The 13,892-nt window shown below is 76.0% G+C and carries 13 protein-coding genes; 8 read left to right on the forward strand and 5 right to left on the reverse strand.

All coding sequences use genetic code 11. From position 1 onward, the window contains the following. Positions 1–39 precede the first annotated feature (39 nt). On the reverse strand, positions 40–1,158 hold the full coding sequence (locus A8713_RS26580; RefSeq protein ID WP_064536109.1) for a baeRF2 domain-containing protein: 1,119 nt from the start codon (positions 1,156–1,158) through the stop codon (positions 40–42). Between the two features lie 57 nt (positions 1,159–1,215). Here A8713_RS26580 and A8713_RS26585 point away from each other — a divergent pair, with 57 nt between their 5' ends. After that, positions 1,216–1,473: a DUF6158 family protein gene (locus tag A8713_RS26585; protein ID WP_064536111.1), complete on the forward strand. Its 258-nt coding sequence runs from the start codon at positions 1,216–1,218 to the stop codon at positions 1,471–1,473. A gap of 176 nt (positions 1,474–1,649) precedes the next feature. Here A8713_RS26585 and A8713_RS26590 read toward each other — a convergent pair whose 3' ends face one another. Both A8713_RS26590 and A8713_RS26595 read right to left on the reverse strand, forming a co-directional pair. Next, positions 1,650–2,201: a type 1 glutamine amidotransferase domain-containing protein gene (locus A8713_RS26590; RefSeq protein WP_064536113.1), complete on the reverse strand. Its 552-nt coding sequence runs from the start codon at positions 2,199–2,201 to the stop codon at positions 1,650–1,652. A 60-nt stretch (positions 2,202–2,261) separates the two neighbouring features. Next, a complete protein-coding gene (locus A8713_RS26595; RefSeq protein WP_064537731.1) occupies positions 2,262–2,645 on the reverse strand; it encodes a DUF2795 domain-containing protein in 384 nt (127 codons plus the stop codon). A gap of 426 nt (positions 2,646–3,071) precedes the next feature. Here A8713_RS26595 and A8713_RS26600 point away from each other — a divergent pair, with 426 nt between their 5' ends. The 3 genes from A8713_RS26600 (at position 3,072) to A8713_RS26610 (ending at position 6,840) form a co-directional block, all read left to right on the forward strand. Then, on the forward strand, positions 3,072–4,178 hold the full coding sequence (locus A8713_RS26600) for a hypothetical protein (protein ID WP_064536115.1): 1,107 nt from the start codon (positions 3,072–3,074) through the stop codon (positions 4,176–4,178). A 320-nt stretch (positions 4,179–4,498) separates the two neighbouring features. Further along, on the forward strand, positions 4,499–5,755 hold the full coding sequence (locus tag A8713_RS26605; protein ID WP_064537732.1) for an aminotransferase class I/II-fold pyridoxal phosphate-dependent enzyme: 1,257 nt from the start codon (positions 4,499–4,501) through the stop codon (positions 5,753–5,755). Further along, positions 5,752–6,840 carry an MBL fold metallo-hydrolase gene (locus tag A8713_RS26610; protein ID WP_064536117.1) on the forward strand — a complete coding sequence of 363 codons (1,089 nt, stop codon included), beginning with the start codon at positions 5,752–5,754 and terminating at the stop codon, positions 6,838–6,840. Before A8713_RS26605 ends, A8713_RS26610 begins: the two co-directional genes overlap by 4 nt. Positions 6,841–6,905: 65 nt before the next feature. On the opposite strand, the gene A8713_RS26615 is transcribed toward A8713_RS26610, so the two are convergent. Beyond that, positions 6,906–7,547, reverse strand: coding sequence for a DedA family protein (locus A8713_RS26615; protein WP_064536120.1), 642 nt, complete (start codon positions 7,545–7,547; stop codon positions 6,906–6,908). Beyond that, complete coding sequence (locus tag A8713_RS26620) at positions 7,544–8,317, reverse strand: MBL fold metallo-hydrolase (RefSeq protein WP_064536122.1); 774 nt, start codon at positions 8,315–8,317, stop codon at positions 7,544–7,546. Before A8713_RS26620 ends, A8713_RS26615 begins: the two co-directional genes overlap by 4 nt. An 86-nt stretch (positions 8,318–8,403) precedes the next feature. On the opposite strand from A8713_RS26620, the gene A8713_RS26625 reads away from it, so the two are divergent. The 4 genes from A8713_RS26625 (at position 8,404) to dnaK (ending at position 13,824) form a co-directional block, all read left to right on the forward strand. After that, positions 8,404–8,841 carry a hypothetical protein gene (locus A8713_RS26625; RefSeq protein WP_064536124.1) on the forward strand — a complete coding sequence of 146 codons (438 nt, stop codon included), beginning with the start codon at positions 8,404–8,406 and terminating at the stop codon, positions 8,839–8,841. 161 nt (positions 8,842–9,002) lie between these two features. After that, the gene (locus A8713_RS26630) at positions 9,003–11,153 is read left to right on the forward strand and encodes an alkaline phosphatase family protein (RefSeq protein ID WP_064536126.1); all 2,151 of its coding nucleotides are present in this window, start codon (positions 9,003–9,005) and stop codon (positions 11,151–11,153) included. 141 nt (positions 11,154–11,294) lie between these two features. Then, positions 11,295–11,720, forward strand: a complete 426-nt coding sequence (locus A8713_RS26635; RefSeq protein WP_064537733.1) for an OsmC family protein — start codon at positions 11,295–11,297, stop codon at positions 11,718–11,720. A 199-nt stretch (positions 11,721–11,919) separates the two neighbouring features. Then, positions 11,920–13,824, forward strand: coding sequence for a molecular chaperone DnaK (dnaK, locus tag A8713_RS26640; RefSeq protein ID WP_064536128.1), 1,905 nt, complete (start codon positions 11,920–11,922; stop codon positions 13,822–13,824). Positions 13,825–13,892 lie beyond the last annotated feature (68 nt).

Here is a 13,892-nt window from a genome sequence, read left to right on the forward strand (position 1 = left end):
CTGCGCGGCCGGACCGGCGGTGAGAAGGCGGAGGAGTGCTCAGCGCCAGCGCAGGAGGGCGCCCAGGCCCCCGGCCGGCGCGGCGCCCGTCGGCAGGGGGCACACCGGCGTCAGGGAAAGGGCCGCGGCGTCCGTGGTCACCGCCGCGCGGATCAGGGCGTCGTCCGCGCGCGTCGCCCACGCGTGCCGCTCACCGAGCGTCCGCAGCTCCCCGCGGCGCGCCGCCAGCTGGTCGGGGTCCTCGCCGACCCACACCTCGCGGTGGGCGTCCGCCGCCTCGGGACGGATCAGCAGCTCCTCGATACGGTGCTCGCGGGCCGCCTCGACCAGCGCGGGCACCCCTTCCACGGCACCGGCGCGGCCCGCGTCGTCGGGTGCGCGGGCGGCCCGGAACCGGTCCAGCTCCCCGTCGATCCGGTCGCGTACGTGCTCGGCGCGCAGTTGCTCCACGTCCTCGTCCAGCAGCCTGCTCCCGAAGCCGTGGGTGGCCTCCACCACGCGGTCGTGCAGCCGCTCCGGCAGCCGTTCGCGCACCTCGTGCCGCTCCCGCTGCTCACCGACCATGATCATCAGATCGGCCCGGGTCTCGTCCTGGCAGACGCTGAGCGCGTCGGCGATCTCGGCGGCGTTGTGCTCCCAGGTGTTCTCGACCTTCAGCTGGAAGTGCCGCTCCGACCAGTCGGCGCCGCTCGTGCGGTGCAGCGGCCACTGCCGCCCCGTCACCGTGCCCGCCTCCCGGCGGCCCAGCGCGCTGCGCAGCTCGAAGTCGGCGCCCTTGCGGTCGACGTAGGCCACGATCGCGACCGGGTCCTCGCCCGCCAGGTCGAGCAGCGGCCCCACCCGGGGCAGCGGACCCCACTCGGCCCGGCTGCCGCCCAGCGGTGGCCGGGCGAGACGCGGGTCCAGGACGACCGTCCCGGCCCGTGCGAAGAAGGCCCGCCCGTGCGGGTCGGGGGAGTGGCGCAGCTCCTCGACCGCCTCCTCCACGGCCCGGCAGGTCGCCTCGTCCGCGCCCCGCTGCGCCAGGTCGCCGGCCATCGCCCGCGCCGTCAGACGCAGCTCGCGCGCGCTGTCCTCCGTGGGACGGGAGGTGTCGACGTACACCGACGCCCAGGGGCCCGGGTGTTCGTACAGTGGATGGAGAAAGGCGAGATCCATGGCTCCCTCCCGGGTGCCGTTCGGTGGCGGTGTGCGCCGGGCGGGTACCCGGGCCGCATGGACGAACACGACGAGCGGGGCACCACCATGACCGGAGTCGACCCGGGCCGCCTGGACGACCAGCAGCTCATGAAGGAGCTGGAGACCATCCACCGCACGCGCCACGACACCCTGCTGTACGGCTCCGACGACGCGTTGCGGGCCCACAACGGCCGTATGGCCCAGCTGGAGGGCGAGTTCCTGCGGCGCAACCCGCGGCGGCTGGTCGCGGCGGGGCGGACCCGGGAGGGCGCGCGGGAGCGCCGGGAGCGCTGAGGCCCCGAACTGGCCCCGTACCGGTGAGCGTCCGGCGTACCGGTGAGTGTCCGGGCGTCCCGGTGGGCTCTCGCCCCGGCGACGGGCGCAGCCGTGCCCGCCGGCCCGCTCGCCGCTCTGCACGGCCGCGGGCGGCGGGCACGGCGGAGGCTGTCCGCGCCGCGCCGGCGACCGGCTCAGCCGCCGGTCGGCCCCTGCTGCGCGAGCACGTCGAGGAACGCCTCGTCGAACGCCTTGAGGTCGTCCGGCTTGCGGCTGGTGACCAGCGTGTTCGGGCCGTTCGTGCAGATCTGCACCTGCTCGTCGACCCAGGTGCCGCCCGCGTTGCGGATGTCCGTGCGCAGGCTCGGCCAGGAGGTCAGCACGCGGTCGCGCACGACATCGGCCTCGACCAGGGTCCAGGGCGCGTGGCAGATCGCCGCCACCGGCCTGCCCCGGTCGAAGAAGCCCTTGACGAACGCCACGGCCCGCTCGTCCGTGCGCAGGAAGTCGGGGTTGGCCACGCCGCCCGGCAGGACCAGCGCGTCGAACGAGTCGGCGGAGGTCTCCCCGACGACCTCGTCGACCGGGAACGTGTCCGCCTTGTCCAGGTGGTCGAAGCCCTGCACCTCGCCCGCCCGTGTGGACACCAGCACGGGTTCGTGCCCGGCGCCCTTCGCGGCCTTCCACGGCTCGGTCAGTTCGATCTGCTCCACGCCCTCGGGTGCGGTCAGAAATGCGATGCGCATGATGGTTCGGAGTCCTTCCGTCGCCTGTTCGGAGTCGTTCCGCCGCCTGTCGGCCAGGTCCTAGGCGCGTTCGTGGTGGGTCACTTCCTCGGCCAGCTCCTGGACGTTGGCGTACCGCGTCCGGCGCGGCAGCCGCTCCACGGCGTCGGCCAGCGCGTCCGGCGCGTTCTTGCGGCGCAGTACGCGGGCCAGCTCGCCCGGGTCCGCCGGGAAGGCGCTGCGGCCGAGGATCCTGGCCAGCTCCAGGCGCACGGTCTCCAGGGAGGCCCGGGAGCCGCCCGGGGCCACCGGTCCGCCCCACACCTCGGGGTCGTCCTCGGCGGTCGGCTCCGGGTCGTGCCACTCCTCGCTCCGCGTGGGATGGCCGGACCGGAGCAGGCCCTGCAACTCGTGCTTCATCTCGTCGTCACGGTGGACACTCAGCCGGTCGCTGCCTCGCTGCATGTCTCCCTCCAGATCGTCGGGGGTGGCTGCCGCGTACCCGTGCACGCCGGGCCGACACGGCCTTTCCGGACCGGATGCCGCAGCCCGCGGCGCCCGCCGGAACACGCCGGAGCCCGCGCCGCCCACCGGCGCGCGAGGTCACCCGATAGGCCGCCGCCGTCCCGCGAATGGTGCCCGGCCGCGCGCGCCGGGCGGCGCCCGGGGCTGTGATGGCGGAAGGGAGAGGCACGGCCACCGCGCTCGCCTCTTCCGGGCCCCTGGCCCTGCCCTCTGTCTGCCGTCCGTCCCGTGCCCCACTGTCCGCCGCCCGCCGTCCAGTCCCGTGCCCCGCTGTCCGCCGCCCGCCGTCCGTCCCGTGCCGCAGTGTCCGCCGCTCACCGCTCACCGCTCACCGTCCGTCGTCCGCCGGTCCGAGGAGTTCCGCCCATGCGCCGTACCGCCCCCCGCGTCCTGCCCGCCGCCGCCCTGGCCGCGCTGGGGCTCATAGCGGGCTCCGCCGCGCAGGCCGCCGCCGCGTCCCCGGCCGTGACCCCGGACTCCGTCCGGCGGGCGGCGGGCCCCGGCGCTGCCCTCGTGGGCCGCGCGGCCTGCGCCCCGGCGACGGCCGGGCCGGTCGCGGCGGACGCCGCCGGTCGCGGGCTGCCGGAGGGCGGTTCCTGCGCGGGAGGCGGTGTCCGCGGTGGTGGTGATGCCGGTCGGGCCGGAGGGGTACGGGCGGCCGGCGACGTCGTGGTCGTGAAAGACGTGAAAGATGTGAAAGACGCAGCCGTGAAGGTGGGGAGCACGGACGCCGGGGTCCGTGCGGCCGGGGCGCGGAGCGGCGCGGCGGTCGGGCCCACGCCCGCGCAGGACGGTCCGCCGGACGGCGGGCCGGGTGCGGGAGTCCGGGACGCCGCCCCGGCCCCCGCCCGCGTACCCGACCCGCCGGACGTGTCCGGCGGGGACGACGGCGCGCTCCAGGACCCCGCCGACGACCCGGTGCTCCAGGACGCGCTGGCCCACGACCCGGCCCGCGAGGCGGCCTCCCCGGACCCCCTTCAGGACCCGCTCGCCGACACCGGCCCCCAGGTCGGCACCGTGCCCGGCGACCCGGTCACCGGCCCGTCCCCGTACGCGTACGACCCCGCGCACGGCACCTCCCCGGCCCAGGACGGCCGGGACCAGACGCCCCACGCCACGCCCTCGCGCACGCCCGGCCGGGACGAGGCCGCCACCCGGGCCCCGGGCCGCGACACGCCCCCGCGCGACCAGTCGGGCCGCACCCCGGGTTCCGGCTGCGCCGGGGACACGGGCGCGGACCGGGACGGCGGACCCGGCGGCGTCCCGGGCAGGAGCGGGTACGGCGGCGGGGACGACCGGCCGGGGGCGGACGACTCGTGCCAGGGGGCGGCGGCCGAGCACGGGGTGCAGGCCGGTACGGGCGGTTCCTTCACCGCGTCCCTGCCCGCCCTGATCGGCGGCGGCGTCCTCATCGCGAGCGCGCTCTGCGGTGCCGCCCACCGGATGTGGCGGCGCAGGCGGGCGGACGGCTGACCGGGCCCGCGGGACACGGCATGCCCCCGCGTGGAACCGAGCGCTCCACGGCCGCCGCACCCGCCGCGCCGCGACCGGCCTCCCATGGGGGGCCGGTCCGCGGGGTACCCGCACGCCAGGTGTGCCGGTCCGGACCGTGCGGGAACCTCTTCCGTGCGGGACGCGGCGGCGGACCGGCGGTGCCGGGTGCCGCCGGACGGCCCGAGCCCGAAGCGCCGGGCCCGTACGGCACCACGGAGGCAGGGCACGGTGTCCGGCACGGCAGCCGGACCGGACCCGGTGTCCGGCCGGGAGTCAGGGACTGCGCGGAGGTGGCGGCCATGCGGCGGACGGTCCCCGAGGGGCGGGGCCACGGGCCGGTGCGCTACGGGCCCTCGGCGCTGCCCGACGACGGGCTGCCGGTGCTGCCGGAGCTGTGCGAGGCGCTGGCCGCCGCCGCGGGCCGGCGCCGCGACCGGCCGATCGGCGGCGCCGCCGCGCTCCTGGACGCCGCCGCCGGATACTGGGCGCGGCGCGGGCTCGCGACCCGGCCCGAGCGGGTGGCGGCCGCGCCCGGCGCCCCGTCGCTGCTGCTCGCCCTGACCGCCGCGCTCGGCGGCGACGTCCTCGTGCCCCGGCCCTGCGCCGCCTGGTGGGCGCCGTCCGCGCGGCTGCTCGGCAGGCCCGCCTTCTCCGTCGCGACACCGGCCGGGAGCGGCGGCGTACCGGACCCGTACACCCTGCTGGAGACCGTGCGCAGGGTCCGCGCCGAGGGCGGCGACCCGCGGCTGCTGGTGCTGTCCGTCGCGGACGACCCGACCGCCACCGTGGCCCCGCCGGAACTGCTGCACCAGACCGTAGAGGCCGCGGCGGGCGAGGGACTGCACCTGGTGGCCGACGAGACCTGGCGCGACACCGTGCACGCGCCGCACGGCACGGTGCTGCTCAGCCCCGCCGAGATGCTGCCCGAGCGGGTCACCGTCGTCACCGACCTCGCCGGGGCCTTCCTGCCGGCCGGCTGGCCCGCCGCCCTCGCCCGCTTCCCGGCCGGCGCCACCGGCGACGCCCTGCACGCGCGCTTGCTCGACGTCCTCACCGCGCTGGACGCCCGGATCGCCGAACCCGTCGCCGCCGCTGCCGCCTACGCGCTGGACGAACCCGCGCCCGTGACCGAGCGCCGGGCCGCCACCGTGCGCCTGCACGCGCGCGTGGCCCGCGCCGTGCACGCCGCTGTGGTCGCCGCGGGCGCCCTGGCACCGCCGCCGCAGGCGGGCCGCCACCTGTACGCCGACCTCGGCCCGCTGCGCCCCGCGCTCACCGCCCTCGGGGTCGGCGACGCGCAGGAACTGGAGGACTTCCTCGGCGCCCGGCTGGGCATCGCCGCGCCCGGCGGCCACCGGTTCGGGGACGGCCTCGGCCCCCTGCGGGTCCGGCTGTCCTGCGCGGACCTGCTCGGCGGCACGGACGAGGAGCGCGCGGCGTGCCTCACCTGCCCCGATCCGCTGGAACTGCCGCACCCGCGAAGCGCGTTGATCTCCTTGAGGTCCGTCTTCGACGGTCTCCGTGACGACGCTCAGCGATGGGAGCCTCCTCGATGACGCAGCAGTCCGAGCCGACCACGACCCCGACCGCGACCGCGACCACCGAGCCGACCCCGACCGCCGCCCCCACGGCCACGCGCCCCGGCGGCGCTCCCGCCCCCGCCCCGTTCCCGCCGCTGGCCGAACCGCGCCCGCTGGGGGAGCGGCGGGTGTGGCCGCGCGCCTTCCACGACCGGCTCACCGCCCCGCTGCCCGGTCTCAAGGCCCTCGCCCGGTTCGCCCGGGAGGGCGCGGTACGGCCGGGCCGGGAGGGACTGGCCGACGTCCCGCTGCTGCCGTACGAGCCGGGGCCGCTGCCCCGCGTGGACCACCGCACCGTCGCCGTCACCTGGGCCGGGCACGCCAGCTGGGTGGTGCGGATCGGCGGGCTGACCGTCCTGACCGACCCGGTGTGGTCCCGCCGCATCGTCGGCACCCCCGCCCGCATCACCCCCGTCGGCGTCCCCTGGGAGGCGCTGCCGCCCGTCGACGCGGTCGTCGTCAGCCACAACCACTACGACCACCTGGACGCCCCGACCCTGCGCAGGCTCCCGCGCGACACCCCTGTGTTCGTGCCCGCCGGACTCGGCCGCTGGTTCCACCGCCGCCGGTTCACCCGCGTCACCGAGCTGGACTGGTGGGAGGCGGCCGAACTGTCGGGGGTACGCGTCGACTTCGTCCCCGCCCACCACTGGTCCAAGCGCACCCTCACCGACACCTGCCGCAGCCTGTGGGGCGGCTGGGTGCTCACCGCACCCGACGGGCAGCGCGTGTACTTCGCGGGCGACACGGGCTACGGCCACTGGTTCGAACGCATCGGCCGCCGCTACCCCGGCATCGACCTGGCCCTGCTCCCCATCGGCGCCTACGACCCGCGCTGGTGGCTCAGCGACGTGCACTGCGACCCGGAGGAGGCCGTCCGCGCCGCCCAGGACCTCGGCGCGCGCCGGATGGCCCCGATGCACTGGGGCACCTTCGTGCTCTCCGCCGAGCCCGTGCTGGAACCCCTCACCCGCGTCCGCGCCGCCTGGCACCGGGCGGGCCTGGCCCGCGAGGACCTGTGGGACCTTCCGGTGGGCGCCTCGGCGGTCCTGCCGTCCTGACCGGCGCGCGGCCTCGCCAGGCATCCCCGCGCACTCTCGGCAGGGCCCTGGCCCGCCCCTCCTGGTCAGCCCGAGCGGTGCACCGGCGCCGAGCGGCGCAGCCGGCGCCACACCGCCGGGGCCGCGCCGACCAGCACGGTCACGGCGATCGCGGCGGCCACGCCCTCCCACGGCTCCCGGAACAGCGACCCGCCGAGGATGCCGATCACCTGGTACGTCGCCGCCCAGGCGAGACAGGCGGGCAGGTTGCCCCGGGAGAAGCGGCGCAGCGGCCAGCCGGCCAGCAGGCAGGCCAGCATCACCGGTATGCGCCCGGCCGGCACCAGCCGGGACAGGACCAGCACCGCCACACCGTGCTCGGTGAGCTTCTCCTGCGCCTGCGCGAGCCGGTCCTCGGGGGCGCGCGAGCGGATCGCCTCCAGCCAGCGCGAGCCGTTCTTCGAGCCGAGCCCGCGCCGCCCCAGCCAGTACAGCGCGGCGTCCCCGAGGAACGCGGCCAGCGACGCCGTCACGAACACCAGCCCCAGCGAGAACGGCGCCGTCTGGTGCACGGCGACCACCGCCGCCGAACTGACCAGCGCCCCGGTCGGCACCACCGGCACCAGCGCCCCGATGAGCACCAGCAGGAACAGCGAGGGATAGCCGAGCGCCTGCTGGGTGGACTCCGGCGGCACCACCGTCGTGACGGCGGCGGCGAGCCGTATCACCGGGCGACCTCCGGCCGTACGCTCTCCCCGTGCCCGAGCCGGTGCACCGCCACCTGGGGCGCGCGCAGCGCGGCATGGCGCACGAACTCCTCGCCCGGCGCGTAGAACTCATGGGGGCGCACGGCGTCCATCCCGATCGGCCAGTACGTGCCGTAGTGCACCGGGACGGCGCTGCGTGGCGCGAGCCGGGCCAGTGCCTGCGCCGCCCGCCCGGCGTCCAGATGGCCCTCCCCGAGGTACGGGCCCCAGCCGCCCACGGGCAGCAGCGCCACGTCCACCGGCCCGACCTCCTCGGCCATCGTCTCGAACAGGCCGGTGTCCCCGGCGAAGTACGTCCGGGCGGCGCCCTCGACGACGTAGCCGAGCGCCGGTGAGCGGTGCGGTCCCACGGGCAGCCGCCGCCCGTCGTGGCGCGCGGGCACCACCCGGACCACGAGCCCGCCCGCCTCGAACCGGTCACCGGGCGCCACCTCGGTGATCCGCAGCCCGGCCAGCCGGCGCAGCCCCGGCACCGCCCGCGCCGCGCCGCGCGGCACCAGCACGCGGGTGCCCGGGGCGAGCCGGGCCAGCGAGGGGAGGTGCAGATGGTCGGCGTGCAGATGGGAGACGAGCGCGAGGTCGGCCCGCCAGGCGTCCGGCGGCGGTGGTGCGCCCCGGCGGCGGCGCAGATGCGCGAGCCGGCGGGCGAACAGCGGATCGGTGAGCACACGCACGCCCGAATCCTCGACCGTGCACGTCGCGTGACCCCACCAGGTGATCTCCACCGGCACCTTCTTTGCCTCCTTCGCGCGACTCCCCCTGAGCCTACGTGCAGGGGTAGGGTCGGCGGGCAGAACCCGGAGGTGAGGGAGACTCCATGGGAGATGTGCGGGACGCTCGCGGCCAGGGCGTCGCGACGCCGGTCCGTGTGACGGCGATCGCCAGTCTGACTCCCCTGGAGGAGCTGAACGAGGACCCCTTCCTCGTGGACTCCCGCAGTCAGCACGCGATGTGCGCGCGCTGGGCCGCCGAGCACGGCTATGTGATCGCGCGGGAACTGCTCGTGGGCGGGCTGCGCACCGACCACCGCGCCCTGTGGGAGGGCGTACGACCGGGTCTGGACCTGTTCGTGGCGCCCAGCCGCCGGGTGCTGGAGCGGGCGCTGTCCTCCGTGGAGGAGTTCACCGCGGAGTGCGCGCGGCGCGGGGTGCGCGTGGAGACGGTCGGCACCGCCGAACCCTGCTACGACGCCCAGATGAAGGCCCGCGTCCACCGCCGCCTGTCCATGCCGACGGCGGGCTACGACGGCCGCTGACCGGCTGTGACGCGCCGCCCGGCCCGACGGGCCCGGCCGCCTGTGGACGACGGGACGGTGCCTTGCCGCGGCCTGTGGACGACGGGCTGGTGCGCTCCCGCCGTGTGACAAGCTGGACCGGGCCCGTGCGGACGACCCGGGCCGGGACGTGAGGTGCGGACGTGCGAGGCGGGTGGTGGCGGCGGGCCGCCAGTCAGGCGGGACGGAGCATCACGGTGTGGGCCGTCTCCACGGTCACCATGCTGGTGCTCGCCGGGATCCTGCCGGACTTCCGGCTCCAGTCGGCCGACGGCGACAGCGCGACCACCATCGCGGTGACCGCGGCCCTGGGTGCCGGTGCCTTCGGTGTGCTCTCGGCCGTCGTCTGGCCGCTGCTGGTCCGGCTGCTGCTGCTCGTGCCCGCGCTGGTCCTCGGCCTGCTGGTGTTCTTCCTCAACGGCTCGCTGCTCCTGCTCGCCCTGCGCGTCAATCCCTCCGGGAACCCGCAGGCGGCCCCCGAGACCGCCGTCATCGTGGCCGCGGTGATGTCCGCGGTGGCCTCCGCCACCGGCGGCGCCCTCGCCGTGCGCGACGACGAGGCGTACCGGCGCAGACTCCACCGGCTCGCCGACCGCCGCCGCAGACGGCAGCCGCCCTGCTCGGGCACGCCCGGCACGGTCCTGATCCAGCTCGACGGCGTCGGCCACGACGTGCTGCGGGACGCCGTGGACCGGGGCCTCATGCCGACCGTCGCCCGCTGGCTGGGCACCGGCACGGGCAACGGCAAGGGCAAGAGCAAGGGCACGGGCGCGGACACCGCCCCGGACATCACCCCGGCGCACCCGCCCACCCACCGGCTCACGCCCTGGCGCACCGACTGGTCCAGCCAGACCGGCGCGAGCCAGCTCGGCATCCTGCACGGCAGCAACCACGACGTCCCCGCCTTCCGCTGGTACGAGAAGGACACCGGCGAGGTCATGGTCTGCAACCGGCCGTCGAGCGCGGTCGAACTCCAGCGCCGCGCCGTCGCCCGCACCGGCGACGGCGGACTCCTCGGCGACGACGGCGCGAGCCGCGGCAACCTGTTCAGCGGCGGCGCCGGGGAACTCGCCCTCGTGCTGTCCGTCTCCGCCCGCCGCGGCCGCGGCACCCGCTCCCGCGCGGGCTACTTCGCCTACTTCTGCGACCCCGCCAACGCGGTGCGCACCGCCCTGTCCTTCGGCGCCGAGGTCGGCCGCGAGATCGGCGAGTCGCTGCGCGCCCGGATGCGGGAGCAGCGCCCGCGCGTCTCCCGCGGCGGCCTCTACCCGCTCGTCCGCGCCTTCGCGACCGTCGTCGAACGGGACGTCGTCGTGGCCGCCGTGGTGGGCGACCTGCTCGCGGGCCGCACCGCCGTCTACGCCGACCTGGTCGCCTACGACGAGGTCGCCCACCACTCCGGACCGCACAGCAGGGACGCCGCGAAGGTGCTGCGCCGCCTGGACCGCTCCCTGGCGCTGATCGAGAAGGTCGCCGAGCACGCCCCGCGCCCCTACCGGATCGTCGTCCTGTCCGACCACGGGCAGAGCCCCGGCGAGACCTTCCACGCCCGCTACGGACTCACCCTCGGCGACCTGGTCCGGGCCGGCTGCGGACTGCATGTGCCCCGCAGGGCCGAGCGCACCCGCAGCGGCGCCGAGGCGCGGGCCGCCGTACGCGCCGCGCTGCGCCGCCCGGCCGAGGAGCCGCGGGAGCGGCGGCCCGCCGGCCGCCGCAGCGAACCCGTCGTCCTGGCCTCCGGCAACCTGGGCCTGGTCTCCTTCCCGGACGTCCCGCACCGCATGAGCCGCGAGGAGATCGACGCCCGCCACCCCGCGCTGCTGCCCACCCTCGCCAACCACCCCGGCATCGGCTTCCTGCTGGTGCGCAGCGAGGAGCACGGCGGCGTGGTGCTCGGCGCGCGCGGCGCTGAGACACCCCTCGCCGCCCTCGACACCGACCCCGGACCGCTGGCCGTGTTCGGGCCCGGCGCGGCCGACGCGGTGCGCCGCACCCACTCCTTCCCGCACACCGCCGACATCATGGTCAACTCCTGCCACGACCCGGACGACGGCGAAGTGCTCGCCTTCGAGGAGCAGATCGGCTCCCACGGCGGGCTCGGCGGGCAGCAGGGCCGCCCGTTCCTGCTGTCGCCGCTGCTGTGCTCCCCGCCGGCCGAGGGCGGCGCCGAGATCGTCGGCGCCGAGCAGGTCCACCGGGTCCTGCGCCGCTGGCTGGCGGAGGCCGCCGCCGACGCCGAGGCCGCCCCGCGGGTGCCGCGTCCGGCCCGGCCGGAGGAGGAGCGGGCCGCCTGACCGCTCGGCCCGCGCACGAGGCCGGACGGAGAACGTCGGGCGGCGCACCCCGTTCGGCGGGTACGCGCGGCGCGGATGTGATCGGATGGGGGCGAACGAACCCCGGAAACGGGTACCTAGGCGAAAGGTATGGAACACACCGTGGCAACCACGCGCACCGCTCACACCGTCTGGGAAGGCAACCTGCTTCAGGGCAACGGCGTCGTCACCTTCGACTCCTCCGGTATCGGCGAGCAGCCGGTGTCGTGGCCGTCGCGCGCCGAGCAGGCCAACGGGAGGACCAGCCCCGAGGAGCTGATCGCCGCCGCCCACTCCAGCTGCTTCTCGATGGCGCTGTCGCACGGCCTGGCCGGTGCCGGCACCCCGCCCACCAAGATCGAGACCAAGGCGGACGTGACCTTCCAGCCCGGTGAGGGCATCACCGGCATCCATCTGACCGTCGAGGGCTCCGTCCCCGGCATCGACAACGACGCGTTCGTCGCCGCCGCCGAGGACGCCAAGAAGAACTGCCCGGTCAGCCAGGCCCTGACCGGCACGACGATCACCCTGGACGCCAAGCTCGCCTGACGCGTCCCCGGATCGCCCGGCGCCGCGCCCCCGCTTCTCGCGAAGGGGGGCGCGGTGCCGTCGTGTTCCCCGGCCCGTCTGGGTACCCGGACGAGGCGGAGCACAGTGGCGGAAAGCGGCGGAAGAGCAGGGAAAGAAGCGCAGGGAAGCAGGGAAGCAGGGAAGCAGGGAAGCAGGGAAGCAGGGAAAGGGGACGGCCATGGCACGCGCGGTCGGGATCGATCTCGGGACGACGAACTCGGTGGTGGCCGTCCTGGAGGGCGGCGAACCCACGGTCGTCGCCAACGCGGAGGGCGCGCGGACCACCCCGTCGGTCGTGGCGTTCGCCAAGAGCGGCGAGGTGCTCGTCGGCGAGGTCGCCAAGCGGCAGGCGGTGACGAACGTGGACCGCACCGCCCGCTCCGTCAAACGCCACATGGGCGACGCCCACTGGCGCTTCCCGGAGGAGGGGTCGGTCGACGGCACCCGCTACCGGGCGCAGGAGCTGTCCGCGCGGGTGCTCCAGAAGCTCAAGCGGGACGCCGAGTCCTACCTCGGCGAGGACGTCACCGACGCGGTGATCACCGTGCCCGCCTACTTCGACGACGCCCAGCGGCAGGCGACCAAGGAGGCCGGGGACATCGCCGGTCTGAAGGTGCTCCGGATCATCAACGAGCCCACGGCCGCCGCGCTCGCCTACGGCCTGGACCGGGGCGAGGAGCAGACCGTCCTCGTCTTCGACCTCGGCGGCGGCACCTTCGACGTGTCCCTGCTGGAGATCGGTGACGGCGTCATCGAGGTCAAGGCCACCAACGGCGACACCCACCTGGGCGGCGACGACTGGGATCAGCGGATCGTCGAGCACCTGGCGAGCCGGTTCCAGGGGCAGTACGGGATCGATCTGCGCACCGACAAGATGGCGGTGCAGCGGCTGCGCGAGGCCGCCGAGAAGGCCAAGATCGAGCTGTCCTCGTCCACCGAGACCTCCATCAACCTGCCCTACATCACGGCCTCCGCCGAGGGCCCGCTGCACCTGGACGAGAAACTCACCCGCGCCCAGTTCCAGGAACTCACCGCCGATCTCCTGGAACGCTGCGAGAAGCCGTTCCACCAGGCCGTCCAGGACGCGGGCGTCAAGCTGTCCGCCATCGACCACGTGATCCTCGTCGGCGGCTCCACCCGGATGCCCGCCGTCACCGACCTGGTCCGCGAACTCACCGGCAAGGACCCGCACAAGGGCGTCAACCCCGACGAGGTGGTCGCCGTCGGCGCCGCCCTCCAGGCCGGGGTGATCCGCGGCGACGTCAAGGACGTGCTGCTGCTCGACGTCACCCCGCTGTCCCTCGGCATCGAGACCAAGGGCGGCATCATGACCAGACTGATCGAGCGCAACACCACGATCCCCACCCGGCGCTCGGAGATCTTCACCACCGCCGAGGACAACCAGCCCTCGGTCGGCATCCAGGTCTACCAGGGCGAACGCGAGATCGCCGCCTACAACAAGAAGCTCGGCGTCTTCGACCTCACCGGGCTGCCGCCCGCCCCGCGCGGGGTGCCGCAGATCGAGGTCGCCTTCGACATCGACGCCAACGGCATCATGCACGTGTCCGCCAAGGACCTCGCCACCGGCCGCGAGCAGAAGATGACCGTCACCGGCGGCTCCGCCCTGCCCAAGGACGACATCGACCGCATGATGCGCGAGGCCGAGCAGTACGCCGAGGAGGACCGCGCCCGCCGCGAGGCCGCCGAGACCCGCAACCAGGCCGAGCAACTCGTCTACCAGACCGAGAAGTTCCTGCGCGACAACGGGGACCGGGTGCCCGCCGCGACCAGGAGCGAGGTCGAGGCGGCCGCCGCCGAGGTGAAGTCCCTGCTGGAGAAGAACGCCGACACCACCGCCCTGCGCACCGGCGTCGACCGGCTCGCCGCCGTCAGCCAGCAGATGGGCCAGGCCCTGTACGCCCAGGCACAGCAGCAGAGCCCGCCCGAGGGCGGCACCGGACCGGCCGGGACCGGCGGCGCCCAGGACGACGAGGGCGTGGTGGACGCGGAGATCGTCGACGACGACCGCGGCACGGGCGGCGAACGCGACGACGGCCGGGCGCCGAAGGACGGCACCTCCTGACCCGCGCGCGGGGCCGACGCCCCGGCGGCCTCCGTACGGGCGCCCCGGGTCAGGGTCGGCCGGCCGTG

Source organism: Streptomyces sp. SAT1 (genome assembly GCF_001654495.1).
Taxonomy (GTDB): domain Bacteria; phylum Actinomycetota; class Actinomycetes; order Streptomycetales; family Streptomycetaceae; genus Streptomyces; species Streptomyces andamanensis.

Bases quoted from the DNA above. Each gene is read 5' to 3' on its own strand.
- A8713_RS26580 (WP_064536109.1), bottom strand. From the start codon at position 1,158: ATGGATCTCGCCTTTCTCCATCCACTGTACGAACACCCGGGCCCCTGG.
- A8713_RS26585 (WP_064536111.1), top strand. From the start codon at position 1,216: ATGGACGAACACGACGAGCGGGGCACCACCATGACCGGAGTCGACCCG.
- A8713_RS26590 (WP_064536113.1), bottom strand. From the start codon at position 2,201: ATGCGCATCGCATTTCTGACCGCACCCGAGGGCGTGGAGCAGATCGAA.
- A8713_RS26595 (WP_064537731.1), bottom strand. From the start codon at position 2,645: ATGCAGCGAGGCAGCGACCGGCTGAGTGTCCACCGTGACGACGAGATG.
- A8713_RS26600 (WP_064536115.1), top strand. From the start codon at position 3,072: ATGCGCCGTACCGCCCCCCGCGTCCTGCCCGCCGCCGCCCTGGCCGCG.
- A8713_RS26605 (WP_064537732.1), top strand. From the start codon at position 4,499: ATGCGGCGGACGGTCCCCGAGGGGCGGGGCCACGGGCCGGTGCGCTAC.
- A8713_RS26610 (WP_064536117.1), top strand. From the start codon at position 5,752: ATGACGCAGCAGTCCGAGCCGACCACGACCCCGACCGCGACCGCGACC.
- A8713_RS26625 (WP_064536124.1), top strand. From the start codon at position 8,404: ATGGGAGATGTGCGGGACGCTCGCGGCCAGGGCGTCGCGACGCCGGTC.
- dnaK (WP_064536128.1), top strand. From the start codon at position 11,920: ATGGCACGCGCGGTCGGGATCGATCTCGGGACGACGAACTCGGTGGTG.